Origin of the sequence: Desulfosporosinus sp. I2, assembly GCF_000960765.1 — a bacterium.
Taxonomy (GTDB): domain Bacteria; phylum Bacillota; class Desulfitobacteriia; order Desulfitobacteriales; family Desulfitobacteriaceae; genus Desulfosporosinus.
Genome location: NZ_JYNH01000010.1, coordinates 21,723 through 46,077, shown reverse-complemented (window position 1 = coordinate 46,077; position 24,355 = coordinate 21,723). Strand labels below are relative to the sequence as shown.

The following is a 24,355-nucleotide window of genomic DNA, read 5'->3' as shown; positions in this document are numbered from 1 at the left end:
GCTTCTACCCTAACTTGAAGTTCGCGAAGAACCCCCACTTCTAAAAGTGGGGGTCTTAAAAATAGGATCAAAGGAGTGTGTCTATTGTCTCAACTATTAGATGGTAAAGCGGTTTCTAAGATTCTGAAAGAAGAAATTCGTGAGGAAATTGCACAGTGGAAAGACAAAGGAGTGCAACCTAAATTAGCCGTAATCTTAGTAGGAGATGACCCAGCTTCCGTGGTTTATGCCCGTTCCAAGCAGAAAGTCTGTGAAGGGATTGGCATGGGTTTTGAACTTTTTACAATGCCAGGAGCAACGCCTGAAGCAGATGTCTTGGCGCGGATTGAAAGCCTTAATAATGATCCAGGAGTTCATGGTATCATGATTGAACTTCCGCTTCCTAAGGGAATGCGAAAAGAAAAGATTATGGCTGCCGTCCGACCAGATAAGGATGTAGACGGAGTTCATCCTATTAATCGAGGTTATATTTTGAGCGGCGAGGAAGGGTTATTCCCTGCTACTCCACAGAGCTGTATTGAGCTGCTTCTGCGTTCGGGAGTCGAGATTTCCGGGAAGCATGTCGTGATCGTCGGACGGGGAGAAACGGTTGGCAAACCGTTAGTTTTCTTGATTCTAAAGCACAATGCCACTGTGACTATTTGTCACTCCAAAACCCCTGATTTAGGAGCGTTTACCCGTCAGGCTGATATTTTAATTGCTGCCGTAGGTCGTGCTAAATTGATCAAAAAAGATATGGTTAAAGCGGGAGCGATCGTTGTCGATGCAGGAATTAACGAAACTCCAGAGGGGATTTGTGGGGACGTCGATTTCCAAGCAGTTCAAGACATAGCTTCATTAATTTCTCCAGTGCCTGGTGGAGTTGGTTCTTTGACCACCGCTTTAATTATGCGCAATGTACTTAAGGGAATCGTTCTACAGGGGGGAGAGCGTTAATGGATATGAATAAGATTTGGGAGTGGACGACGGAGGAATTTTTGACGGTGTCTGCTAGTTCTTCACCAACTCCGGGTGGTGGAAGTGTTTCTGCCTATGTTGGAGCACTGGCTGCCTCTATGACCTGTATGGTGGCTAACCTGACAGTCGGTAAGGAGAAGTATAAAGAGGTTGAACCTGAAGTGAAAGAGATTTTGGCTGAAGCGGAAAAAGTCCTTGGTTTGTTGAAGACTGGGTTAAGCCAGGATATTGCCGAATTCTCCAATTTCATGGATGTTCTGAAATTACCAAAAGGCACAGATGAGGAAAAGGCTGTTCGTGCTGGCAAAATGCAGGAGGTCTTAGTCTCAGCAACGGATACTCCACTCGGAATTTCCCAAAACTGTTTCAGAGTATTGCAATTAGCACAGAAGTTAGCTCCAATCGGAAATAAAGGTGCAATTAGTGATGTCGGCGTGTCTGCTTATCTGGCTGAAAGTGCCCTTAAATCAGCTATGCTTAGTGTCGATATAAACCTTCCCGGAATTAAAGATGAAGGATATCAAGAGCGAGTTAAGGCTGAACGCGCTCGTCTCTTCGAACAAGCTGCGCTTATTTGTGCCGAGACAGTCGCTGTGGTACAAAGTCGGATGTAAGCGCGAAGCGCGAGGTTCGAGGCTCGATGCACGAATTAAGAGGCTCGATGATCGAGGCTCGATGCACGAAGTTTAAGCGGCAATTTATAGGATAACTGAGAAGAAAACCTAGGATGAAGTTTTGCACTCATCCTAGGTTTTAGCTGAATTTATGTAAGAGGCTTCATGTGCGACATTCAACGATCGAACCTCGAACCTCGCGCATCGCGCCTCGACATAAAGAAAAGGGGGGAATTATTTTATCCCCCCTTTTCTTTATGTTATGATAGGCATTGAGGTGAAGTTTGTGCCAAAGATATGGACAGTATCTGAACTTGTCAGTCAAATTGGCTACGTTCTACAGGAACGAGGGGAACTGCAAAATTGTTGGATCAGCGGTGAGCTTTCCAACTTCAAGAATCATCGCGCCTCTGGGCATTGGTATTTTACCCTGAAAGACGAGTTATCGAGTCTTAAAGGGGTAATGTTTAAAAGCCGATCAGAACGCGCGCGTTTTATCCCAACAGATGGGTTAAAAGTGATCATTCGGGGAAATATCCGTATATACGAGCGTGAGGGCACGATTCAGTTTTACGCCGAAGAGATGGAACCAAGTGGATTAGGCCAACTTTACCTGGCGTTTGAGCAACTTAAACTAAAACTTGCTGGGGAAGGGTTATTCGATCCCATGCGAAAAAAGGAAATCCCCCGTTATCCTAGGCGAATTGGGATTGTGACGAGTCCGACTGGAGCGGCAATTCGAGATATCCTTAACATTATGGAACGTCGGCACCCTAAGATGTCTTGGGTATTAGCGCCTACAGCTGTACAGGGGGAGGCGGCGCCTCGAGAAGTGGCTCAGGCGATCGCTCGGCTCAATCGCTTAAGAACGGTCGATGTGATCATTGTCGGTCGAGGTGGGGGATCACTGGAAGAACTTTGGGCTTTTAATACTGAAGTAGTGGCTCGCGCGATTGCCGCATCGGTAATACCCGTAATTTCTGCAGTTGGGCATGAAACAGATGTGACTATCTCGGACTATGTGGCAGACCTTCGAGCTCCGACTCCGTCTGCAGCTGCCGAGTTGGCTGTGCCTATTTTACAGGATTTGCAGTTTCAAGTGAATCAACTTTTTGTTCAACTTCAAAGTGCAATGGGAACACTCATTGAGCGAAGGCGTCAGAGTCTGGATCGAATCTCTAATAGAGGACCCCTTAAAGATCCTTTTTGGCGTATTGATCAAAATCGACAACGCTTGGATACACTACAAATGCGCCTTCAAGAAGGCTTGACTAGATTTGTAGCGGATAAAAATGGTATACTAAAACTATTCGCTGCCAAGCTAAACCTGTTGAGTCCCTTGGCTATTTTAGGCCGAGGATACTCGTTGACGTATGATCAAGAAGGGAACCTCCTGCGTTCAATGGATCAGGTGGAGTGCCACCAGCAGATACGGGTTCGCCTAGGAGAAGGAAGTCTGCGTTGCGAAGTGTTAGAGAAGGAGTTTTAATCCATGAGCAAAGACAAATGGCTTGATGACCTCTTTCAGGAGCCTTCTGGGGAAGTGGTTATTGAAGAAGTGCTTGCCTTTGAGGAAACGCAAGCTGATAGTAATGAACAGAAATCAGAAGTCATGACCCTAGAAAAAGGGCTTGAGAATTTAGAACTAATTGTTAAAACTCTTGAACAAAAAGACCTTCCCTTGGAAAAGGCTTTAAACCTTTTCAAGGAGGGTGTGGGTCTAATTCAGCATTGTTCTAATGTCTTGGATCTAGCGGAAAAACAGATGGAAATTCTACTTGAAGGTCCTGATGGACAGTTGCAGATAAGACCTGCCAGTTTTGATGGGAAGGATGAACAGCGTGTTTAAGGAAACGTTCCAACGTTATCTTACAATGTTTGAACAAACTCTTGCCCAATTACCGTGGGAAGACGATGTCTTGAATCAAAGTATGTACTATTCTCTGGTTGGCGGAGGTAAACGGATTCGACCTGTTTTAGCACTGGCTTCGGCGGAAACTGTCGGTGGTAATCCGGAACTCATAGTACCTGCGGCTGTTGCGCTAGAACTCATTCATACATACTCCTTGATTCATGATGATTTACCAGCCATGGATAATGACGACTACCGAAGGGGAAGATTATCTAATCACAAGGTTTTCGGGGAAGCTAACGCTATCTTAGCTGGAGACGCATTGCTAACCTATGCCTTCGAATTATTGGCAAATCCTCAACTGGGTCAACCTGAAAGACAACTGCGCATTATTCGAGACGTTGCCATTGCAGCCGGAAAGACCGGTATGGTTGGGGGGCAAGTTGCTGATGTAGCTGGAGAGGGAAAATTACTGACCTTGAACGAGATTGAGGAGATTCATAAAGCGAAGACCGGTGCCTTGCTGACGGCTTCTGCCCGGCTCGGTGGGATTTTGGCTGGGGGCACCGAGGAGCAGATTCAGGCCTTGACCAGCTATGCTCAAGCCTTGGGATTAGCTTTCCAGATTAAAGATGATATTTTAGATGTTGTTGGGGATAGTGAGACTCTTGGAAAGCCAGCTGGTAGTGACCAGCGTCAAAATAAGGCGACTTATGTTTCTTTGCTAGGATTAAAGGGTGCGGAGCAGCAGTTACATGCCCAAATCCAAGCCGCATTGTTTGCGTTAAAGCCCTTTGGCGAAGAGCCAATTTTTTTAAGTGATTTAGCCTACTATATTGAACAACGTCAGCATTAAAAGAGGTCGTTTGTATGCCAATAATCCCAAGTATTTTAAACAATGCTATTTTAAATTCTGCTATAACAGCATGGCTGATTGCCCAAATACTGAAAGTCATAGTCAATCTCATTATACTAAAAAAACTGAGCTTTCATTTAATGATGAGCTCTGGTGGTTTTCCAAGTTCCCATTCCGCAACGGTAAGCGCTTTAGCCTTGGGAATTGGGAAATACTATGGATGGAATTCACCAATTTTTGCAGTAGCCACAGTTTTTGGTATGATAGTACTCTATGATGCTGCTGGGGTACGACGTGCAGCAGGCAAACAGGCAGAAGTTCTTAATTTGTTAATTGAACGCTTATATCATGGCCCTGACCCTGCCCAAAAGAAGTTAAAGGAATTGATAGGCCACACACCTTTGGAGGTTTTCGGGGGTGTACTGGTAGGGATTAGTGTGGGGCTCTTATTTTAAAGAATTGGGACTTAACCGGACCGAAAAAATGAGGGGGCAAAAAGGATGGGGCTACTCGGGACAATTCAAGAGCCAAAGGATTTGCGCTTGTTAGACTTGACCGAGCTAAAAACGCTAGCACAGGAGATTCGGCAAGAAATGATCGATGTGGTTTCCAAGAATGGAGGGCATTTGGCGCCGAACCTTGGAGTGGTAGAACTTACCTTGGCTTTACACCGGATATTTGATAGCCCTAACGACAAGATCGTCTGGGATGTAGGTCATCAGACTTATGTCCATAAGCTATTAACAGGTCGCTTGGAACGTTTTAAGACCGTTCGTAAATATCTGGGACTGTCCGGTTTTCCAAAACGAGGGGAAAGTGTCCATGATTGCTTTGAAACTGGACATTCCAGTACCTCGATTTCAGCAGCTGTGGGGTTTGCAAAAGCTCGAGATGTTCTAAGGGAGAAACACCACGTAGTGGCTGTAATTGGGGATGGGGCAATGACCGGTGGAATGGCCTTCGAGGCGTTAAATCATGCGGGGCATAGTGAAACGAATTTAATCGTGGTTCTGAATGACAACGAAATGTCGATTTCTCCAAATGTAGGGGCAATGTCAACCTATCTTAATCGTCTGAGAACAGACCCACTTTATGATAAACGTAAAGAAGATCTGGAGTACCTCCTCAAACGTATTCCGGGTATTGGAACAAAAGTTGCAAAGTTGGCGGCTAAAGCAAAAGATAGTTTGAAGTATCTGCTTGTCCCAGGTGTTATCTTCGAAGAATTAGGTTTCACGTATTTAGGACCGATTGATGGACATGAGCAAGCCTTGCTTGAAGAGGTACTGGACCAAGCTAAAAATAAAAAGGGCCCCGTTCTGGTCCACGTCTTAACACATAAAGGTCAGGGCTATAAGCCTGCAGAGGAAAATCCGGATATCTTTCATGGTGTGGGTCCCTTTGACCCAGCGACTGGAAATATAACGAAAAAGGCTGCGCCGCCCACTTACACGGCAGTTTTCGGAGATACTCTTTGTTCACTGGCCAGTCAAGATTCGAGGATTGTAGCAATCACAGCCGCTATGCCCAGTGGAACTGGGCTCAATATGTTTGCTAAACAATTCCCAGAACGTTTTTTTGATGTTGGAATCGCAGAACAACATGCTGTAACGTTTGCTGCAGGACTAGCATTTGGGGGTTTAAAACCCGTCGTGGCGATCTATTCTACGTTTTATCAGAGAGCTTATGACCAAGTACTGCACGATGTTTGCTTACAGCAGGCCAATGTAGTTTTAGCAATCGATCGGGCTGGGGTCGTCGGGGATGATGGACCCACGCATCACGGAGTCTTTGATATTTCCATGTTTAGAATTATTCCGAACTTGATTTTTATGGCACCGAAAGATGAAAACGAGTTGCGTCATATGCTTTATACTGCCTTACAACAAAGTGGGCCAGTTGCTTTGCGTTACCCAAGATCAGTGGGTCAAGGCGTGACATTGGATGAAACACTAAAGTTAATCCCGATTGGCAAAGCTGAGGTATTGCGGGACGGACGAGATGTAACTTTAATAGGGGTTGGCCCCTTAGTGCAGATCTGTTTACTTGCAGCTCAAGAATTACGACACCAGGGTGTCGATGCGGCAGTCATTAACTTGCGTTATATTAATCCGCTCGATCGCGAAGTACTTTCCCACTATGCGCAACTGACGAAAAAATTCATTACTATTGAAGACCATTCCCTCAAAGGAGGTATGGGAAGCTCGATTTTGGAGTTTCTTGAAGAGGAAGGTATCAATAACGTAAAGGTTGAACGGTTAGGATATCCTGGATTCGTCGAGCAAGGATCAATTTCTCAACTTTTCATGGCACACGGATTATCAATCAAAGGTATAGTGCAAGCCGCTGAACGATTGCAATTGTTTCGCCGGGTGGCACAATCATAGTTGGGTTCTCTTAGATAAAAGGAAGGGATACAGTGGCTAAAGGAAAAGAACGCATTGATATTTTAATGGTCAAAAATGGATTGGCGTCTAGTCGTGAAAAGGCGAAAGCAACCATTATGGCTGGGGTGGTGTTTGTTGGGGGACAGCGGGTAGACAAGCCAGGTGCTGAATTGCCAGAAAACGCTGTGATCGAATTAAAAGGGGAAGTTCTACCATTTGTTTCACGTGGAGGATTAAAATTAGCTAAAGCGGTAGATGCCTTCCGGATTCCATTTAAGGATCAAGTCGTTGCTGATATTGGCTCTTCCACTGGAGGCTTTACGGATTGTGCTTTGCAAAATGGCGCTAAAAGAGTCTATGCTGTGGATGTAGGGTACGGACAGCTGGATTGGAAGCTGCGGACGGATCCTCGCGTCGTCTCCATGGAACGTGTGAATGCCCGCTATCTGAATCAGGATTCCCTTCCGGAAAAGGTTGACTGGGTCGTTTCTGATGTCGCATTTATCTCAATCACTAAGATCTTTCCGGCCATGATCGCTATTCTTAAAGACGGAGGGCAAGTCATGTCTCTTGTGAAACCACAATTTGAGGCTGGACGAGAGCATGTGGGAAAGAAAGGCGTTGTCAAAGATGAAAATGTTCATAAACAAGTATTACAAACTGTTCTCGGTGAGGCGGAAAAGCTAGGCTTTCATATCTTAGGTTTGGATTATTCGCCAATTCGTGGTCCTGAGGGAAATATCGAGTACTTAGCTTGGCTGGGTTTAGGCGATGAATTAAGCATAGATTGGCATCAAGAGCTGGAACGCGTAGTTCACGACGCTCGGAAAGAGACGGAATAGCGATGGAAAAAATCGTTGGTTTATGGCGAAATATGAGTAAACCGGATACGTTAACGCTGGCTCGCCAAATAATTGATTGGTTCCTAGCCCGCGGGTGGCTTGTTTTAACGGAATGGGAAGACATACTTGAACGCAAAGCTCAATTTCTTATTTCCTTAGGGGGAGATGGAACCCTGCTTCAAGCAGCTCGGGAAGGTGCGTCGTTGGGTATTCCTGTCTTGGGAGTGAACTTTGGACGTTTAGGATTTCTATGTGAAATAGAACGGGAAGATGTTTTTGGAGCTTTAGAAAAGATTTTGAATCAGGATTATAAAATTCAAGAGCGGTTGATGTTGAATGCAGTTGTCAATAGGATAGGTAAGGATAATATCTCCCATCTGGTTTTAAATGACGTTGTTTTTTCTAGGGAGAGCACAGATGGGATCATAACGCTCCAAGTTAACCTTTCCGGAGAGCTTTCGGTGAGTTATCCTGCAGATGGCTTGATCGTGTCCACTCCTACTGGTTCTACAGCTTATTCGCTTTCGGCAGGTGGGCCAATTGTCAGCCCCGATGTTCAAGCGGTTTTGCTGACTCCATTAGCCGCGCATTCTCTGTCTGCACGTCCTATGGTAGTTTCAGAAAAGGAAGAAATTCAAATTCTTTTAACGAATGGGGAAAAATGTAGGGTGACATTTGATGGTCGTCAAAATGACTTGATTTATTCCGGTCAAACTGTAATTATCAAAGCGTCACCAATCAAGGCTCTGCTAATTCGTTTAGGAAGCAGAAGTTTTCCTCAAGTGGTACGAGAAAAACTGAGAGACCGTTGGCATGAATAATTCGAGGCGCGAAGTGCGATGCACGAGGTGCGAATTATGGAGAGTAATTGTGAGGTCATATTTTCGCGCATCGAGCATCGAACCTCGCGCTTCGCGCAAAGGAGGCAAGTGAATGAAAGCACGTCGCCAGATGAAGGTACAAGAAATAATCACTAAGGAGACAATCCATACCCAGGAGGATCTGGCAGAAAAACTGCGCCTTGCCGGGTTTGAGGTGACCCAGGCAACTGTGTCTAGAGATATTAAAGAAATGGGCCTGATTAAAGTTCCTGGTGCTGGCGATGATTACCGCTATGCTGCCCCGACTGAGGCCCATCCCAATAACCTTCAAGATCGCTTAAAACGTGTTCTGCGAGAAACGATGGTATCAATCAATGACACGGAAAGTCTAATCGTCATTCGTACCATTCCAGGGAATGCGCATGCCTTAGCGGCAGTTATGGATAATAGCAATTGGGAAGAGCTTATAGGAACGATAGCTGGGGATGATACGATTCTGCTGGTTATTAAGCCAAAAGAAGCTGTTCCGACGGTTTTGAACAGGATTAGCACCTTGCTTGGATAGGAGGGACGTCATGCTAACGGAGTTGCACGTAGAGAATTTCGGGTTAATGGAATCTGTTCGCTTGAATTTCAAACAAGGGTTGACCGTATTTACGGGAGAGACTGGCGCAGGTAAATCAATGTTGATTGACGCTCTGGGGGTTCTCTTAGGTGGGCGAGCTAGTGCAGATCTTATTCGGCACGGAGAAGCACAGGCGCGAATTGAAGGCGTGTTCGAAGGTCTCGCCCACGAGAATATGGTAAGGCTTGAGAAAGCTGGATATCCTATGGAAGAGGGCCAACTCTTCCTCTATCGTGAATTGAACTCCTCAGGAAAAAACGTCTGTCGTGTTCAAGGTCGTACAATTCCTCTGACCCTTTACCGTTCATTGTGTGTAGGACTCGTGGATATTCATGGACAAATTGAACATTTGTCCCTCTTTCGACCTGAAACTCATAGAGAGCTATTAGATGCCTTAGGAGGAGTTCAAGACGAAGTCAACAAGGTAAATCAGGCTGCCAAAGCTTATCAAGCTCTGATCCGTAAAGAAAAGGAGTTGTCAATATCGGTCGAGGAACGCCAAAAACGTGAGGAAATCTTACGTTATCAAATTGAGGAGATTGAACAGGTTGACCCCATTCCAGGTGAAGAGGAAGAGCTGACCCAAGAAAAGAAACGCCTAAACAATGCGGAACGTATTACTAGTCTGACTTCTGAAGCCTTTGTCGCACTTTATGAAGGCGTCTCGGGGAGGCCGGCTGCCTGTGATCTTTTAGGCCAAGCTCGAAAAACACTCCTGGAACTGAATCGATTGGATGGGACCTTTGATGTAATCGAGCAAATTGAATCCCTCTATTATGCGGCGGAAGACTTAGCTGAACAGGTGAGAACCTACCGTGATAGTTTTGAATTTGAACCAGGAAGGCTTGATCAGATTGAAGATCGGCTTATCCAGCTGAATAAGCTCAGAAAATACGGGCTAAAAGTGGAAGAAATTATGGGAAAGCGCTCGAGCATGATTCAAGAGTTGGATCAAATTACTCATGTCCAGGAGCAATTTGAAACCTTACATAAAGATCAAAAAATAACTCTTAAAGCTTATGATACCCTTGCCAAACAACTTAGTCGAAAACGCCTGGAAGTTGCACAGCGAATCGAGGAAGGACTGGCCCTTGAACTGTCAGATTTAGGCTTGGAGAAAAGTCGGTTTGAAGTGCGATTTATGCCAAATACCGAACCTACAACAGGCGGAGCAGAGCGGATTGAATTTTACTTTTCTGCCAATCTCGGTGAACCCCCAAAGCCTTTGGCTAAAGTTGCATCCGGAGGGGAGATGTCTCGTTTAATGTTAGCTTTAAAAAGCTTATTAGCAAACGTCGAGTCGGTCGGAACGTTTATTTTTGATGAGGTCGATAGTGGGGTCGGGGGCAGAACAATTCATAAAGTAGGAGAAAAGCTGGCAAAAATCTCCTCTGCAAAACAAGTTTTTTGCATTACTCATGCAGCCCAAGTTGCTGCATTCGCAGATATTCATTATGGCATCGCCAAAGAGGTAGAGGGTACGAGGACACGTTCGAGAGTTGATCCTCTGGTAGAATCCGAACGCATTGAAGAACTTGCGCGGATGCTCGGGGGCGGAGAAATCGAGATTACTCGTAAACATGCCCAAGAGTTATGGCAACGATCGGGACGACATAGGTAAAGATTAGCTAACGCATAAACCACATTTAATAACGTTAAAAATTGCTGATTAATTGATTCAAGAGATAAGACTGCTAAAATTATGCAGTCTTTTTTTGTCTAAATTGCCGTTGTTTTAGAAAATATGGAACTGATTTAGCAGGATGAAACACTTTGAATTTGGACAATTTAAGCTTAGGATTTAAAATCCAAAAACCTTCACTTTGCTTATTATAGGATACTCTAACAAGAGGAAAAGGAAGAAAATGGGGAGAATTAGAGTGGAGGATGATAAGAGAGTGAAAAAAAGAAGCATCTTATTATTAATCAGTCTCTTGTGTTGCACCTTCCTTCAATTATTAGTAAATTTACCCGAGCTTCATAAATCTCAAGTAAGCCAAGTAGAGTCAGAATTCAAAGGAATTTGGTCCAATATTATTCAAGTCGAAAAAATACCGTCAAGGCAAACTATTTCAGTAACCTCGGGATCCCATTCTCAGATGTCAGAAAAATTAGATGTTGCGTACAAACTTTTTGGGATTTTTCCGTTAAAAACTAGTGAAATTCAAGTGATGAAACCTATGAAATTGATGCCAGGCGGACATTCTATTGGAGTAACTTTACAAACTAAAGGTGTTATGGTTGTGGGCCAATCTCCTGTTTTAGACAAGAGTGGAAAAAAGGTCTACCCCGCTAAAGAAGCAGGTATAGAAGTTGGGGATATTCTCTTGAAAGTGAATAATCAAGAAGTTAGAACAGATCAAGAAGTTTCTAATGCCATTAATTCTGCCGGAGAACAAAAAGGAAGCGTCAGCGTATTATTTAAACATCAAGAGCAAACATTGGAAAAAATTGTAAAACCAATCTATTGTGCTGAGACTGCTCGCTATCGAATGGGCTTATTTGTTCGCGATGAAGCAGCCGGAGTGGGGACTCTCTCTTTTTTTGACCCAGTTTCTAAACAATATGGAGCACTTGGCCACGTAATTACGGATGCAGATACCAACCAGAAAATTGAAGTTTCAAAAGGTAAGATAATTGCCTCTACAATTTATGCGATTGAAAAGGGAAGACGCGGACATCCCGGAGAGAAAATAGGATCCTTTATCTCAAATTCGATCTTCAGTGGAACCATTGAAAAGAATACCTTGACTGGGATCTTCGGTACGATGAATGGTCAAATTGAAAACACTTATTTCAAAGAGGCTATCCCTGTAGGATGGGAATCTGAAATTAAAGTAGGGCCAGCTAAGATTTATACTGTAATAAAGGGGGAAAAAATTGAGGAATTCGAGGTTAATATTGATCGTGTTATGCATAATCGGACAGATAGCAAAAATATGATTGTGCGTGTCACAGATCCAAGACTTTTAGATTTGACAGGGGGAATTATCCAAGGAATGAGTGGTAGTCCAATAATTCAAGATGGTAAACTAATTGGAGCAATAACTCATGTTTTTGTGAATGATAGCCAGCGAGGTTATGGTGTCTTCATTCAAAACATGCTCAATGATGCAAAACAAATGAATAAAAATGAAGCCGCATAGAGAGATCGGAATGGAATATTCAAAATGAGTAACTATTTTTTAAAAATAGTTACTCATTTTATTTTAAAATAGTTGATCCACGTTTAAGACACCCAATTCTATAAGTGGGTGTTCTATATTCTGCTTCGGTGACGATAGCCTCAAATGGGGAGTATCGCCGAGCAGCCTTTCCTAATAGGAACGCTTGTAGAGTCCCCCACCGAAGTCTCGATGTTCAGCTTTAGCTGAACAAGTTCACTTTATTTAATAAAAACTAACATTTCTATCAAATAAAAGAAGGAGTATGGAAACAATTGTCGAAAATATAAATTTAATACGGCTGAAATGAGGGGGATCCTGGGAAATGCAAAGGCCTATACGAGTCTTATTGGCGGATGACAACCGGGAATTTGTTGAGATTGTCAAAGAATTTATCGAACGGCAAGAGGATATGACCCTTGTAGGGGTTGCATATCATGGAAATGAAGCTTTGGAATTAATAGCACGGGAAGAACCTCAAGTAGTTTTATTGGATATTATTATGCCTCATCTTGATGGTTTGGGAGTACTCGAGAAACTTCAAAACGCACCAATAAGACCAAAAATCATTATTTTAACTGCATTTGGGCAAGAAGCGATGACACAACGAGCAGTTAATCTTGGCGCAAATTATTACATATTGAAACCATTTGATTTAGATATCTTGGGTAAACGTATTCGTCAGCTACAAGATGATTTTTCCAACACTATGAATATACCACATAATAATACTGTTAGTGACAAATACAGTTCTAATTCGAATTCGCAGAATTTCAATGGGATTTTACCTCCAACGACCAAAAATCTCGAAGTTGAAGTTACGCGAATGATACACCAGATGGGGGTACCTGCTCATGTAAAAGGGTATCAATATTTGCGGGATGCCATTGTAAGCGTCGTTTTGGAAGTTTCATTACTTGGAGCTGTTACGAAAGAACTTTATCCCATGATTGCCCAAAAATATCAAACAACTCCCAGCCGTGTCGAACGGGCAATACGACATGCCATTGAATTAGCTTGGGACCGTGGTAACGTTGATTTTATGAACCGTTTTTTTGGCTATACCATTAATGTAGATCGTGGTAAACCGACGAATTCTGAATTTGTGGCGATGGTTGCTGATAAATTGCGTATGTCGATGATGTATTAATATAACAAACTTCTGTCCGTTAAACATCTCTATGATTATGGGGGTGTTTTTCATATATAGTGATTAAATGACTTATAGACATTAAGGAGATGTATTTAAATATGGAAAGGATGTCAGTGGTTACAGACCCAACTGAACGCACATCGAATGTAGGTCAATTTAAGCCAACTTTCGAAAAAAGCAACAGCAAGCGAGCTTTTCTTAAAGATATGAAGCTGCGTGGAAAACTTATTTTGGGCTTTGGACTTGTTTTATTGATGATGATATTTTCCTCAGGTTTTTCCCTCTATCAGAATATGCAAATGGAAAAGGCTACAGCAGCAATTGCACAAGATGCGATGCCTCTAGGGAGATTAGCGGAAGACCTGTTTACTCAATTAGTCAATGAAGAATCAGGAGTAAGAGGATATGTTGTGAGTGGTGATGTCAATTATTTGGCCTCTTACTCTGCGGGAAAAGATGAAATTCAAAAAGATTTAGATAAAATTGCTGTCTATCTGCCGTCACATCCCGGGATGGCTGAATTAATGGAGCGTGGACAACCATTAATTGATCAGGCTCAAGTATATTTTCTTCAGCAAATTGAATTAGTTCAGCAAGGCGATATGGTTAGCGCACGTTTAAAAATCGGGAGTACAAAGGCAACAACGGATGGCTTTCGAGCTGTAAATAATGATATCCGCCAAGAAATAGATCGAATTACCCAAAGTGCCTTAAACCAATCACAAATGGCGAGCAAAAGAGCACAAATTAGCTTAGGAATTATTACGATTGTAGGTATTTTATGGGGGCTGTTAGTCGCTTTAGTTTTATCACGCATGATTGCCAATCCTTTAGCAAAGGTTTCGGGAACAATGGAGAGGATTGCCAAAGGAGATTTTACGTTTGATCATATTGAAATCAATGGACGGGATGAAATAGGTATGATGGTTGACTCTGTCAATCGAATGAAAGAAAACCTTCGCTCTTTGATTCAACGCTCAAAAGAAAGCGCTTTGCAGATTGCTACTTCGGCCCAAGAAATGAGTGCTTCGACTACCGAAGCAACAAAGTCTGTCGAACAAGTTGCATTCACAGTACAAAATATGGCTCAGGGTGCTAGCGAACAAGCCATACAGGCCCAAGAAGCTGCCCGTATGGTTGAAAACATTACCTGTTCTATTAGTGATGTAACACAAAGAATTGAAGAAATTGCTAGAAGTTCGGAACAAGCTCAAGTACTTGTTGAAGACGGTTTTAGTGCTATACAGAATCAAAATGAGAAAATGAAAGAGAATATAGCCGCAACGGAAAAGGTTGTCAGAGCTACTGAGGATTTAGTAAATCAATCACATGAGGTTGGACGGATATTAGAAACTATCTCGGCGATTGCTGGTCAAACAAATCTTTTAGCCTTAAATGCTGCAATTGAAGCCGCACGTGCCGGCGAACAAGGACGTGGCTTTGCGGTTGTGGCAGAGGAAGTTAGAAAATTAGCCGAAGGGTCTGCGCAATCTACCCATGAAATTGCCGTGATCTTACAAAAAATTCAAGCTGGCGCCGAAGATGCTGCTCGTGAGATGGATAATACCCGGCAAATTGTCGAAGGACAAAATTCTGCGGTGATTCGTACAGATCAAATCTTCCATGAAATTTCTGGGTCTGTAGGTGATATGGTAGAAAAAATTGGGGCGGTGAATGTTTCGGCAGAGCAAATTGATACGTCCGCAAAGGGAATCACTGAAACAATAGCCTCCATTTCTGCAGTGGCCGAAGGAACTGCTGCTGCGGCAGAGGAAGCATCAGCCAGTACGGAAGAACAAAGTGCTATAACCGAGCAAATCGCTGAATCGGCTGCTTCATTAGCAGGATTGGGTAATACATTACAATCTGCAATTGCTAGTTTTAAAATTTAACGCAGCATTATGTAAGCACCCTATACCCGCACGACGGGGTATAGGGTGCTTTTTTAATTTCCATTCAAGAATTATTTTTAAAAAATTAACCTGCAAAGTATTGCCAAGAAGGATTTTGCATATAAAGAGAGAACTTATGGATATATAACGAAAGGTTATAGTCGGAAGGCGGAGTAGAGATGTTTATACGTCGAGAGCTGGAGAGAATGGCAGAAGAAAGGGAACATGCGATCATAGGTATCAACCTCTTAAATGAAATTGTGATCTGTAGTCCGCTGGCAGCCAAGCTATTGGAGCTGTCCGTTGAAGAAATCATAGGCAAGGATTTATGGCAAATCTTACCGGATGATTCTCTCCCGAATATTCGAGATTCTCAAACGGTTGAATTCAATAGATTTAACCGAGTCGGTTCAAAGATGTTTATAGCCAGTAGGGTACCCTATCAAGATGATCAAGGCCGCGTTATCGGAGCGGTTGCTTTTTTACAAGATATGACGGAATTTGACGAGCTAAGAGCCAAAGTAAACTCTCTTCAAGAAGTGCGTATTCTGCTTTCCGCCATCATTGATTCCACTCAGGATGCCATTTCTGTAGTAGACGAAAAGGGTCTTGGATTATTGATTAACCCGGCATACACTCGATTGACAGGTCTTAATGCGAATGAGGTCATTGGTAAACCTCCTACTGTTGACATTGCAGAAGGAGAAAGTATGCATATCCAGGTCTTGAAAACCCATCTTCCTGTTAAAGGAGTTTTTATGAAAGTGGGACCTAAACGTAAAGAAGTGATTGTAAATGTTGCTCCGATTATTGTATCTGGTCAGTTGAGGGGAACTGTTGGTGTGCTTCATGATATCTCTGAGATCCATAAGCTCTCGGAGGAGCTAGAAAGAGCAAAGCGATTAATTCGCCATTTGGAAGCAAAATATACGTTTAGTGATATCATCGGTCAAAGTGATGTTATTAAAGCAGCCATCGAACAAGCAGGGCGCGCTGCAGTAACGCCGGCAACTGTCCTGCTGCGTGGAGAAAGTGGGACTGGTAAAGAACTGTTTGCGCATGCAATTCACCGTTCAAGTGAACGACAGAAAGGACAATTCATTCGAGTCAATTGCTCCGCTTTAGCGGAGGGGCTTCTGGAGAGTGAACTGTTTGGTTATGTAGAGGGAGCTTTTACTGGAGCCAAACGTGGTGGGAAAGCGGGGTTGTTTGAAGAAGCCAACGGAGGCACTATTTTTCTTGATGAGATTGGTGAAATCAGTCTAAACCTTCAAGCTAAGCTCTTGCGGGTGCTACAAGAACGGGAAATCGTGAAAGTTGGAGATAATCGTTCGTTTAATATAGATGTTCGGATCATAGCAGCCACTAACGCAAATTTAGAAGCCGCTTTACGAGCTGGTAAATTTCGCGAAGATTTGTATTATCGTTTAAATGTAATTCCGATCATTATTCCGCCGTTGAGGCAGCGAAGGGACGATATCCCCTTACTCGTTCACCACCTTATTGGGAGCTTTAATCAGGACTACGGCCGTTGTGTTGAGAAGGTCAGTGATGAAGCGTTACAAATTCTGATGGGTTATCATTGGCCGGGAAATGTTCGAGAATTAGAAAATATATTAGGTCGAGCAATCATTAATATGCGAATAGGGGAAACAGTTGTTGAGTTACAGCATCTTCCGGTCTTAGCCTTTCCAAATGTCAATTATTCGGAAATGGGTCTCGTTAACTCGATGCCAACTTCTTTGACAATGGAGGATGGTGGGTTCGAAGGACTGCAACGGCAATGGGAACGTGCTATTCTTATTGTTACACTTCAAAGAAATGGAGGTAATAAAACGAAGGCGGCTCAGGAACTGAAAATGTCCATACGCAATTTCTATTACAAACTTGAGCGGCATGCTCTTATCTAAAATAATGTTGAACAAGTTTATTTCATGGTTTGCAAATTTGCTAGCAATTTATTGCTGGCAAATTACTGCAGACCATGAATTTTTTTGCGCAATAATTAGGTCGTTTACTTGGATTCTCGTTGATACGTATCCCTCAATCTCAAGACGACTATCCCAAAAGGGACAATACGAGGTGAAGAGCCCACCCCAATCATAGAAGTACAGGTGTCGGGAAATTAAAAAATAGGAAACTATTTAAATTGAAAATTTCGAAGGTTCTGGCACTGTTATTGCATTAATAGAAAAGTGTCTGGAGAATGTTTGGGATTGAGGATAGTAAAAAGACCTAAGGGGGAAATAACATGGAGATTTTTGAATACCTGCGAAAGTATGATTACGAACAGCTTGTTATTTGTCAAGATCGAACGTCTGGTCTAAAAGCGATTATCTGCATTCATGACACTACTTTAGGACCGGCTTTAGGCGGAACGCGAATGTGGAATTATGCCTGCGAAGAAGATGCGATTTTTGATGCATTAAGGCTTGCTAGAGGAATGACGTATAAAAATTCAGCCGCGGGTTTAAATCTTGGTGGCGGAAAAACGGTAATTATTGGGGATTCTCGAACTCAAAAAAATGAAGAATTATTCCGAGCCTTTGGCCGTTATGTTCAATCACTAAACGGTCGTTACATCACTGCTGAAGATGTAGGCACTTCTGTCCAAGATATGGATTGGGTGCATTTAGAGACCGATTTTGTGACAGGAGTGTCCTCTTCCTATGGCGCTTCCGGAGACCCTTCCCCGATGACAGCGCGTGGAGTATGGCGGGGAATGAAAGCTGCCGCGATGGAAGCCTTCGGCAGCGATTCTTTGAAAGGCAAAACCATTGCCATTCAAGGGCTCGGGCATGTCGGCTATTATTTGGCAAAACACTTGCACGGAGAGGGTGCCAAACTTATTGTTACGGATATTCATGATGAACTTATAAAACGTGTGGTTGACGAACTAGGAGCGATTGCCGTCCGTCCAGAAGAAATCTTTGGTGTTGAAGCGGATGTCTTTGCGCCCTGTGCCATGGGAGCAGTGGTAAATGATGAAACAATTCCACAATTTAAATTTCAAGTGATCGCGGGTGCGGCCAATAATGTACTGAAAGAAGAACAGCATGGAGATAGACTGCATAAGCTGGGAATTCTTTATGCGCCTGACTATGTTATTAATAGTGGCGGTGTTATCAATGTAGCAGATGAGTTGGAAGGGTATAATTATGAGCGTGCCCTTAAAAAAGTAGAAATGATTTATGATAATGTCTCAAAAGTCATTAAAATAGCCAAAGAGTCTAAAATACCTACCTATATTGCAGCGGATCGTATGGCTGAACAACGCATTGAGAGGATTGGACGAATTCGCTCGAATTATTTAGGCTAATCATCGAAAGTGATCAGCATAGACAAGGAGGAGCTTTATATGCTAAAAGTTGAGTTTGATGAAGACCGCTGTAAAGGATGCGAACTGTGTGTAGAGGCTTGCCCAAAACACATTATTAGCATGGCCGATCGCTTAAATGCAATGGGTTTTTATCCTGCCATTGTAATAAACCAAGAAGAGTGCATATCTTGCGGATTTTGTGCCAGAATGTGCCCAGATGTAGTGATTACGGTTCGAAAGGAGGAGAATAAGTAATGGCGAAAGTGCTTATGAAAGGAAATGAAGCTTTGGGCGAAGCTGCAATTAGAGCTGGCTGCCGTTATTTTTTCGGGTATCCGATTACCCCTCAAAACGAAATTCCGCAATATCTCGCGAAACACCTTCCGGAAGTCGGAGGAGTATTTGTACAGGCTGAATCTGAAATTGCAGCCATTAATATGGTCTACGGGGCAGCGGGGGCTGGAGCACGAGTGATGACATCTTCATCAGGCCCTGGTATCAGCCTTAAACAAGAAGGCATTTCCTATATTGCAGCAGCGGAGCTCCCTTGTGTTATAGTAAATATGCAACGTGGGGGGCCAGGACTTGGTGGAATTCAGCCTGCCCAATCAGACTATTTTCAGGCAGTGAAAGGAGGGGGGCATGGGGATTATAAATTGCTTGTACTCGCCCCAGCTTCTGTTCAGGAAATGGCCAATCTCATGGAGAAAGCCTTTAACCTTGCTGACGAATACCGAAATCCTGTCATGATTCTAGGGGATGGCATTCTCGGACAGATGATGGAAGCAGTTGAATTTAAAGAAGAAAAGAAAACTTCACAAATGGAGAAACCATGGGCCACGACGGGTGCGAAAGGTCGGAAGCCCAATCTGATCAACTCTTTATTTCTAGATCCACTTGAACTGGAAAAGCATAACATGCACCTGCAACGAAAATATGACCGAATGGCTAAAGAGGTACTCTGGGAAAACTATAAGACGGACGATGCCGAACTGGTTTTGGTCGGTTACGGTTCTTCAGCAAGGATTGCTAAAGCGGTAGTAGATCAAGCAAGAGCGCAAGGAATCAAGGTAGGTTTATTCCGGCCGATTTCCTTATTCCCCTTCCCCAAAAATGCCCTCCAAGAGGCCTGTAAGTATGCTCATAATGTCCTTACGGTTGAGATGAGCCTGGGACAACTTGTAGAAGATGTTCGCTATAACTTAGAGTTTAAAGTCCCAGTTCACCTATATGGGCGTGTCGGGGGAATGGTCCCTACCACTCGTGCAGTTCTTGAAGAAGTCAAACGCTGGGTCAATGGCGATCAGGGGGTGGAAACGCATGAAAACTGTTTATGATCGGCCCGAGACACTAACCTCGTCTAAGACTCATTATTGTCCAGGTTGTACACATGGCATTATTCATCGCCTTGTTGCCGAAGTGATTGACGAACTGGGAGTTAGAGAAGAAACCATTGGAGTGTCTCCGGTAGGATGCTCAGTCTTAGCCTATAATTACTTTAATGTTGATATGCAACAAGCTGCTCATGGCAGGGCACCAGCAGTCGCCACGGGAATCAAACGAGTTCATCCCCAAAAGATAGTTTTTACGTACCAAGGTGATGGTGATCTGGCGGCCATTGGTACCGCAGAAATTGTCCATGTCGCAGCCCGCGGTGAGAAAATCACCACAATTTTTGTCAATAATACCATCTATGGAATGACCGGCGGGCAAATGGCTCCTACAACGCTTTTAAACCAAGTTAGTATGACTTCCCCCGAGGGACGAACTGCTATTCCCCAAGGATATCCAATTCGAGTATCAGAGATGCTCGCCACTTTGCAAGGAGCGGCATATATTGCCCGGGTATCAGTGCATAACCCTCAAGAAGTTTCCAAGGCCAAGAAAGCAATTAAGAAGGCCTTTGAATTACAAATGGCCGGTATCGGATTTACGTTCGTGGAAATCTTATCGACCTGTCCTACGAACTGGGGATATACCCCCAAAGAATCGTTAAAATGGTTAGTGGACAATATGATTCCTGTTTATCCGCTCGGTGTCAAAAAAATGCCTGAAGAGAGGTGAAGGTCTAATGCTTCAAGAAATTATCCTGGCTGGCTTTGGGGGACAGGGGGTTATGTCTATGGGGCAACTTCTTGCATATGCTGGTCTTGTAGAAGAGAAACATGTAAGCTGGATCCCTTCCTACGGCCCGGAAATGCGCGGTGGAACTGCAAACTGTTCTGTTACGATATCGGATGAAGAGGTAAGTTCTCCAATCATTACTGAACCGGATACGTTAATAGTCTTGAATCGCCCCTCCCTTGAGAAGTTCGAACAGGATGTCAAACCAGGAGGACGGTTACTGATTAACTCGTCAATGATTGATATACCCTCTCAGCGCCAAGATCTTAAAGTTCTAAAAATTTCGGCGTCAGAACTCGCTCAGGAGAAATTAGGAAATACTCGGGTTTCCAATATGATTATTCTCGGCGCCTTTATCGAGTTGACGCGAGCGGTGACTCTTGAATCTGTCATTGGGGCTCTGAAGAAAGTCCTGCCAGAATATAGACACAATCTTATCCCGCTTAATCGTCAGGCACTTGAGATAGGGGTTATGTTAGCAAAAGAATCAATTTAGCTAATCTAATTCGGTTTATCTCAAAACAAACTAACTAAAATAACTACGGCCGGATAATCATCAAGGTCGTGGTTATTTTAGTTGTATCCAACAGCAAAAACTATTTGCAGAATCATGTCCTGTTTAAACAAATGAAAATAGAGTCCAAAGCCATTACTGAATGAACCTATAAGAGCATTCGAGAAATAAAATAAAATTCCAGGGATAGGAAGAGTAACATCTAATAGATTCGTGAATATAATCTTTCTCAGTTAACTTGAATCTTAGTCAGAGTATAAGGTAAGATAATAATTAGATGTTAGGTTAAGGAAAGAGGTAACCGGATTGGAAGAGGATCATCGACGGGAAGAACGTATCACAGGCCAAGTTGTTTTTGAAGGTCGTATGATTCGACTAGAACGGGATATAGTTCGTTTACCTAATGGATTAGAGACATCCCGTGAAGTTGTAAGACACCCTGGAGCGGTAGGAATTGTCGCTTTGCAGGATAACCACCTTCTCATGGTTCGTCAATATCGTTATGCCATTGGCCAAGAAACCCTTGAAATTCCGGCAGGTAAACTCGATTCTCAAGAACTGCCACAGGATTGTGCCGAACGAGAACTTCGTGAAGAAACAGGGTATCGTGGGACTTTGGAACCTATAGGTTCCGTTTATACCACCCCTGGCTTCACAGACGAAGTTATGCATCTTTTTTTAGCCCGGGATTTAATCTGGGATCCGCTTGCACCGGATGACGATGAATTCTTAGAGGTCGAAAGGGTGGCTTGGGATGAGGCTGTCCTAAAGGCACAAGAGAATAAGTTTAAGGATGCTAAAACCATCCTTGGGATCCTACTTGTACAGGGGCTCATTAAATGATCTTCGCAGATTTAATTGTAGATGCTCACTCTTTGCCAAATATTGCTCGTGAATATAATACGTTCGAGCAGGTACAGTCCTCGTTCGGAGATATCCATCGTACGTATTGTTTAACCTGTGAAAAAGGTTATTAGAAATCCTGCGCCTATGCTGACTTGACCAACTTGCGGGGGGACGTCAGGGTGATTTAATCATCGAGGCAGGAGGCGGGGGTATTTTCGGAAGAGTTGTGGACATACTTTCTCTTTGAATGGAATAAACTTCCCATAGAAAGGTATGGGAGGGGATGCGGGGATGTGGAAACAACTCGGTGAACACATTCGTCAATATTGGGTAATTTATCTCACACTTTCAAGCGTTTATCTTGCAGGTGTGGTGTTTGGGACGGTAGGAGTCGGTGCTTTGGGAGTGCCCGAAACCTCTCAGCTCGGTAAGTTTTTGGACATGCTGTTAAAAAGCCAACCTACAACTTTTGAACCTACTTTCCTTGGGCAACTTGCCAGGGACATGTTTATTATGATGGCTGGAATTTGGATCTTAGGGCTCACGATCATCGGCGCACCATTAATCTATCTGATTGTTTTTACAAGGGGATTTATTCTTGGCTTTGCTGTAAGCTTTATCATCGGAGTAAAAGGAACGCTTGGAATTGCTTTGATTCTTACGACTGTACTTGTACCCACAATTTTTGCTATTCCATTGTTGCTCCTTGGGGCAGGACTAGCAACTATCTTCTCATTTCTGTTACTTCGAGGGAAAGCTAGAGGCGAATCTTTGCGCAGAGAATTTCTTTACTATACGGCTGCAGCAGCCTTTGTTTCGATTGGAGCGGTTGCGGTAGGGGTTGCACAAGGCTATTTTTCGATCCTCGGCCTTCGTTTATTGAGATTGTAAGACTTGATTTTGGGTTATATTGAAGATAAGTAACAGTATAAACTGCTTGCTAAGGGCACAATAGTTAATTATAATAATACACAAGGCCTAATGATTGAGATGGAGGGTAAACTAATGCTGATTGGCGTACCGAAAGAGCTTAAAAACAATGAGAGTCGTGTGGCTATTACTCCTGCAGGTGTCCATGCTTTTGTTTTGACAGGGCATCATGTGGTTGTGGAAAAGTCTGCTGGTGAAGGTAGTGGCATCACAGATCAACAGTATATTGATGCAGGCGCTCAGATCGTTGATTCTGCAGTAGATGTTTGGAATGCCGACATGATTATAAAGGTTAAAGAACCTATTGCTGCTGAATACGAATACTTTAAACCAGGACAAATTCTGTTTACTTATTTACATCTAGCAAAAGAACCAGAATTAACGAAAGTTCTTATGAAAAAGGAAGTTGTGGCGATAGCCTACGAAACGATCCAACTTGATAACGGTTCACTGCCTCTACTTATCCCTATGAGCGAAGTAGCTGGGCGAATGGCGATTCAAATCGGAGCTCAGTTACTCGAGAAGCCCTTCGGTGGAAAAGGTGTTTTGCTGGGTGGAGTCCCCGGCGTTACTCCCGCTAACGTCACCATTATCGGAGGCGGAATTGTCGGGACAAATGCAGCTAGGATGGCAATTGGTTTAGGCGCTGGAGTTACCATTGTGGAAAAAAGCGCTCAAAGGTTAAGAGAGATTGATGAAGCCTTTAATGGTCGGGTTAGAACCTTGATGTCCAATCCCTTTAATATTGCCAATAGTGTAGCTAAGGCAGATTTGTTGGTGGGGGCAGTACTAATTCCTGGAGCCCGTGCACCGCATTTAGTAACAGAGGACATGGTGAAAGCAATGTCCCCTGGAAGCGTGATCGTCGATGTTGCAATTGACCAAGGTGGTAGTATTGCTACGATTGACCGTGTTACCACCCACAGTGACCCAACCTATGTAAAATACGGAGTGGTGCATTATGCAGTGGCCAATATCCCTGGAGCAGTTGCCCGAACGTCAACGTTTGCTTTGACCAATGTGACGTTGGGTTATGCTCTTGAGATCGCCAATAAAGGATATTTCAAAGCAATTCAGGAAAATCGTTCTCTTCGTAAAGGGGTTAATGTTGTTAATGGCAAATTAGCCTATAAAGCAGTTGCCGAAGGGCTGAACATTATGTATACTCCGTTAGAGGAAGCGTTGCTTTAGACCGAGGTCTTAAGCGATGTTTCATACTGAAAGTCTATGTTCTAAAATAATGTCGAGTGGAATCCGTCGCTAGGGTTCCACTCGATTTTTTTGTACAGCCATTTGACCCACATTAGGATCTTCCGCAAAGAAGCTATTAAAGAATTAGTTATTTAGGGTAGCTTCTCGCCATCGCGGAATAAGGGGCACTAAGTTCCTGGATAACAGCTTCTAAGATTCAGATGGGGTAAAAATTCCACCTGAATCAAGAATATTGTTTCTAGGATAA

General features: G+C 43.4%; 24 protein-coding genes. All 24 read left to right on the top strand.

The window, feature by feature from the left end; genetic code table 11:
* The first annotated feature begins 84 nt into the window (after positions 1-84).
* The 24 genes from UF75_RS04670 to ald all read left to right on the top strand — a co-directional run bounded on the left by UF75_RS04670 (position 85) and on the right by ald (position 24,087).
* Positions 85-936, top strand: coding sequence for a tetrahydrofolate dehydrogenase/cyclohydrolase catalytic domain-containing protein (locus UF75_RS04670; protein WP_045573435.1), 852 nt, complete (start codon positions 85-87; stop codon positions 934-936).
* Complete coding sequence (locus tag UF75_RS04665) at positions 936-1,571, top strand: cyclodeaminase/cyclohydrolase family protein (RefSeq protein WP_045573434.1); 636 nt, start codon at positions 936-938, stop codon at positions 1,569-1,571. The genes UF75_RS04670 and UF75_RS04665 overlap by 1 nt, the downstream gene beginning before the upstream one ends.
* Before the next feature lie 286 nt (positions 1,572-1,857).
* A complete protein-coding gene (gene xseA / locus UF75_RS04660) occupies positions 1,858-3,060 on the top strand; it encodes an exodeoxyribonuclease VII large subunit (protein WP_045573468.1) in 1,203 nt (400 codons plus the stop codon).
* Positions 3,061-3,063: 3 nt separating this feature from the next.
* Positions 3,064-3,420, top strand: coding sequence for an exodeoxyribonuclease VII small subunit (xseB, locus tag UF75_RS04655; RefSeq protein ID WP_082075009.1), 357 nt, complete (start codon positions 3,064-3,066; stop codon positions 3,418-3,420).
* A complete protein-coding gene (locus UF75_RS04650) occupies positions 3,413-4,279 on the top strand; it encodes a polyprenyl synthetase family protein (protein WP_045573433.1) in 867 nt (288 codons plus the stop codon). The genes xseB and UF75_RS04650 overlap by 8 nt, the downstream gene beginning before the upstream one ends.
* Positions 4,280-4,293: 14 nt before the next feature.
* A complete protein-coding gene (locus UF75_RS04645; protein WP_045573432.1) occupies positions 4,294-4,734 on the top strand; it encodes a divergent PAP2 family protein in 441 nt (146 codons plus the stop codon).
* Positions 4,735-4,779: 45 nt separating this feature from the next.
* The gene (dxs, locus tag UF75_RS04640) at positions 4,780-6,666 is read left to right on the top strand and encodes a 1-deoxy-D-xylulose-5-phosphate synthase (protein WP_045573431.1); all 1,887 of its coding nucleotides are present in this window, start codon (positions 4,780-4,782) and stop codon (positions 6,664-6,666) included.
* Positions 6,667-6,698: 32 nt separating this feature from the next.
* The gene (locus UF75_RS04635) at positions 6,699-7,508 is read left to right on the top strand and encodes a TlyA family RNA methyltransferase (RefSeq protein WP_045573430.1); all 810 of its coding nucleotides are present in this window, start codon (positions 6,699-6,701) and stop codon (positions 7,506-7,508) included.
* A gap of 2 nt (positions 7,509-7,510) precedes the next feature.
* On the top strand, positions 7,511-8,329 hold the full coding sequence (locus UF75_RS04630; protein ID WP_045573429.1) for an NAD(+)/NADH kinase: 819 nt from the start codon (positions 7,511-7,513) through the stop codon (positions 8,327-8,329).
* Positions 8,330-8,441: 112 nt separating this feature from the next.
* Positions 8,442-8,894 (top strand): arginine repressor, encoded by a 453-nt coding sequence (gene argR / locus UF75_RS04625; RefSeq protein WP_045573428.1) that lies wholly within the window; start codon positions 8,442-8,444, stop codon positions 8,892-8,894.
* Positions 8,895-8,904: 10 nt separating this feature from the next.
* On the top strand, positions 8,905-10,575 hold the full coding sequence (gene recN, locus UF75_RS04620) for a DNA repair protein RecN (protein ID WP_045573427.1): 1,671 nt from the start codon (positions 8,905-8,907) through the stop codon (positions 10,573-10,575).
* Between the two features lie 259 nt (positions 10,576-10,834).
* On the top strand, positions 10,835-12,100 hold the full coding sequence (gene spoIVB, locus UF75_RS04615; RefSeq protein ID WP_242860109.1) for a SpoIVB peptidase: 1,266 nt from the start codon (positions 10,835-10,837) through the stop codon (positions 12,098-12,100).
* Positions 12,101-12,443: 343 nt separating this feature from the next.
* Positions 12,444-13,268: a sporulation transcription factor Spo0A gene (gene spo0A, locus UF75_RS04610; RefSeq protein WP_045573426.1), complete on the top strand. Its 825-nt coding sequence runs from the start codon at positions 12,444-12,446 to the stop codon at positions 13,266-13,268.
* A 101-nt stretch (positions 13,269-13,369) separates the two neighbouring features.
* Positions 13,370-15,163, top strand: coding sequence for a methyl-accepting chemotaxis protein (locus UF75_RS04605; RefSeq protein ID WP_045573425.1), 1,794 nt, complete (start codon positions 13,370-13,372; stop codon positions 15,161-15,163).
* Positions 15,164-15,342: 179 nt separating this feature from the next.
* Positions 15,343-17,073, top strand: a complete 1,731-nt coding sequence (locus UF75_RS04600; protein WP_052692990.1) for a sigma-54-dependent Fis family transcriptional regulator — start codon at positions 15,343-15,345, stop codon at positions 17,071-17,073.
* Between the two features lie 341 nt (positions 17,074-17,414).
* A complete protein-coding gene (locus UF75_RS04595) occupies positions 17,415-18,482 on the top strand; it encodes a Glu/Leu/Phe/Val dehydrogenase (RefSeq protein WP_045573424.1) in 1,068 nt (355 codons plus the stop codon).
* Positions 18,483-18,521: 39 nt separating this feature from the next.
* Positions 18,522-18,737: a 4Fe-4S binding protein gene (locus UF75_RS04590; RefSeq protein ID WP_045573423.1), complete on the top strand. Its 216-nt coding sequence runs from the start codon at positions 18,522-18,524 to the stop codon at positions 18,735-18,737.
* Entirely contained in the window at positions 18,737-19,819 is a 1,083-nt protein-coding gene (locus UF75_RS04585) for a 3-methyl-2-oxobutanoate dehydrogenase subunit VorB (RefSeq protein ID WP_045573422.1), read from the top strand. Before UF75_RS04590 ends, UF75_RS04585 begins: the two co-directional genes overlap by 1 nt.
* Complete coding sequence (locus tag UF75_RS04580) at positions 19,803-20,546, top strand: thiamine pyrophosphate-dependent enzyme (protein WP_045573421.1); 744 nt, start codon at positions 19,803-19,805, stop codon at positions 20,544-20,546. Before UF75_RS04585 ends, UF75_RS04580 begins: the two co-directional genes overlap by 17 nt.
* 7 nt (positions 20,547-20,553) lie before the next feature.
* A complete protein-coding gene (locus UF75_RS04575; RefSeq protein WP_045573420.1) occupies positions 20,554-21,102 on the top strand; it encodes a 2-oxoacid:acceptor oxidoreductase family protein in 549 nt (182 codons plus the stop codon).
* A gap of 324 nt (positions 21,103-21,426) precedes the next feature.
* Positions 21,427-21,963 carry an NUDIX hydrolase gene (locus UF75_RS04570; protein ID WP_045573419.1) on the top strand — a complete coding sequence of 179 codons (537 nt, stop codon included), beginning with the start codon at positions 21,427-21,429 and terminating at the stop codon, positions 21,961-21,963.
* Positions 21,960-22,097, top strand: coding sequence for a hypothetical protein (locus tag UF75_RS27990; protein ID WP_156146223.1), 138 nt, complete (start codon positions 21,960-21,962; stop codon positions 22,095-22,097). The genes UF75_RS04570 and UF75_RS27990 overlap by 4 nt, the downstream gene beginning before the upstream one ends.
* Before the next feature lie 160 nt (positions 22,098-22,257).
* The gene (locus tag UF75_RS04565) at positions 22,258-22,857 is read left to right on the top strand and encodes a stage II sporulation protein M (RefSeq protein WP_045573418.1); all 600 of its coding nucleotides are present in this window, start codon (positions 22,258-22,260) and stop codon (positions 22,855-22,857) included.
* A 114-nt stretch (positions 22,858-22,971) separates the two neighbouring features.
* The gene (ald, locus tag UF75_RS04560; RefSeq protein WP_045573417.1) at positions 22,972-24,087 is read left to right on the top strand and encodes an alanine dehydrogenase; all 1,116 of its coding nucleotides are present in this window, start codon (positions 22,972-22,974) and stop codon (positions 24,085-24,087) included.
* Positions 24,088-24,355: the final 268 nt, after the last annotated feature.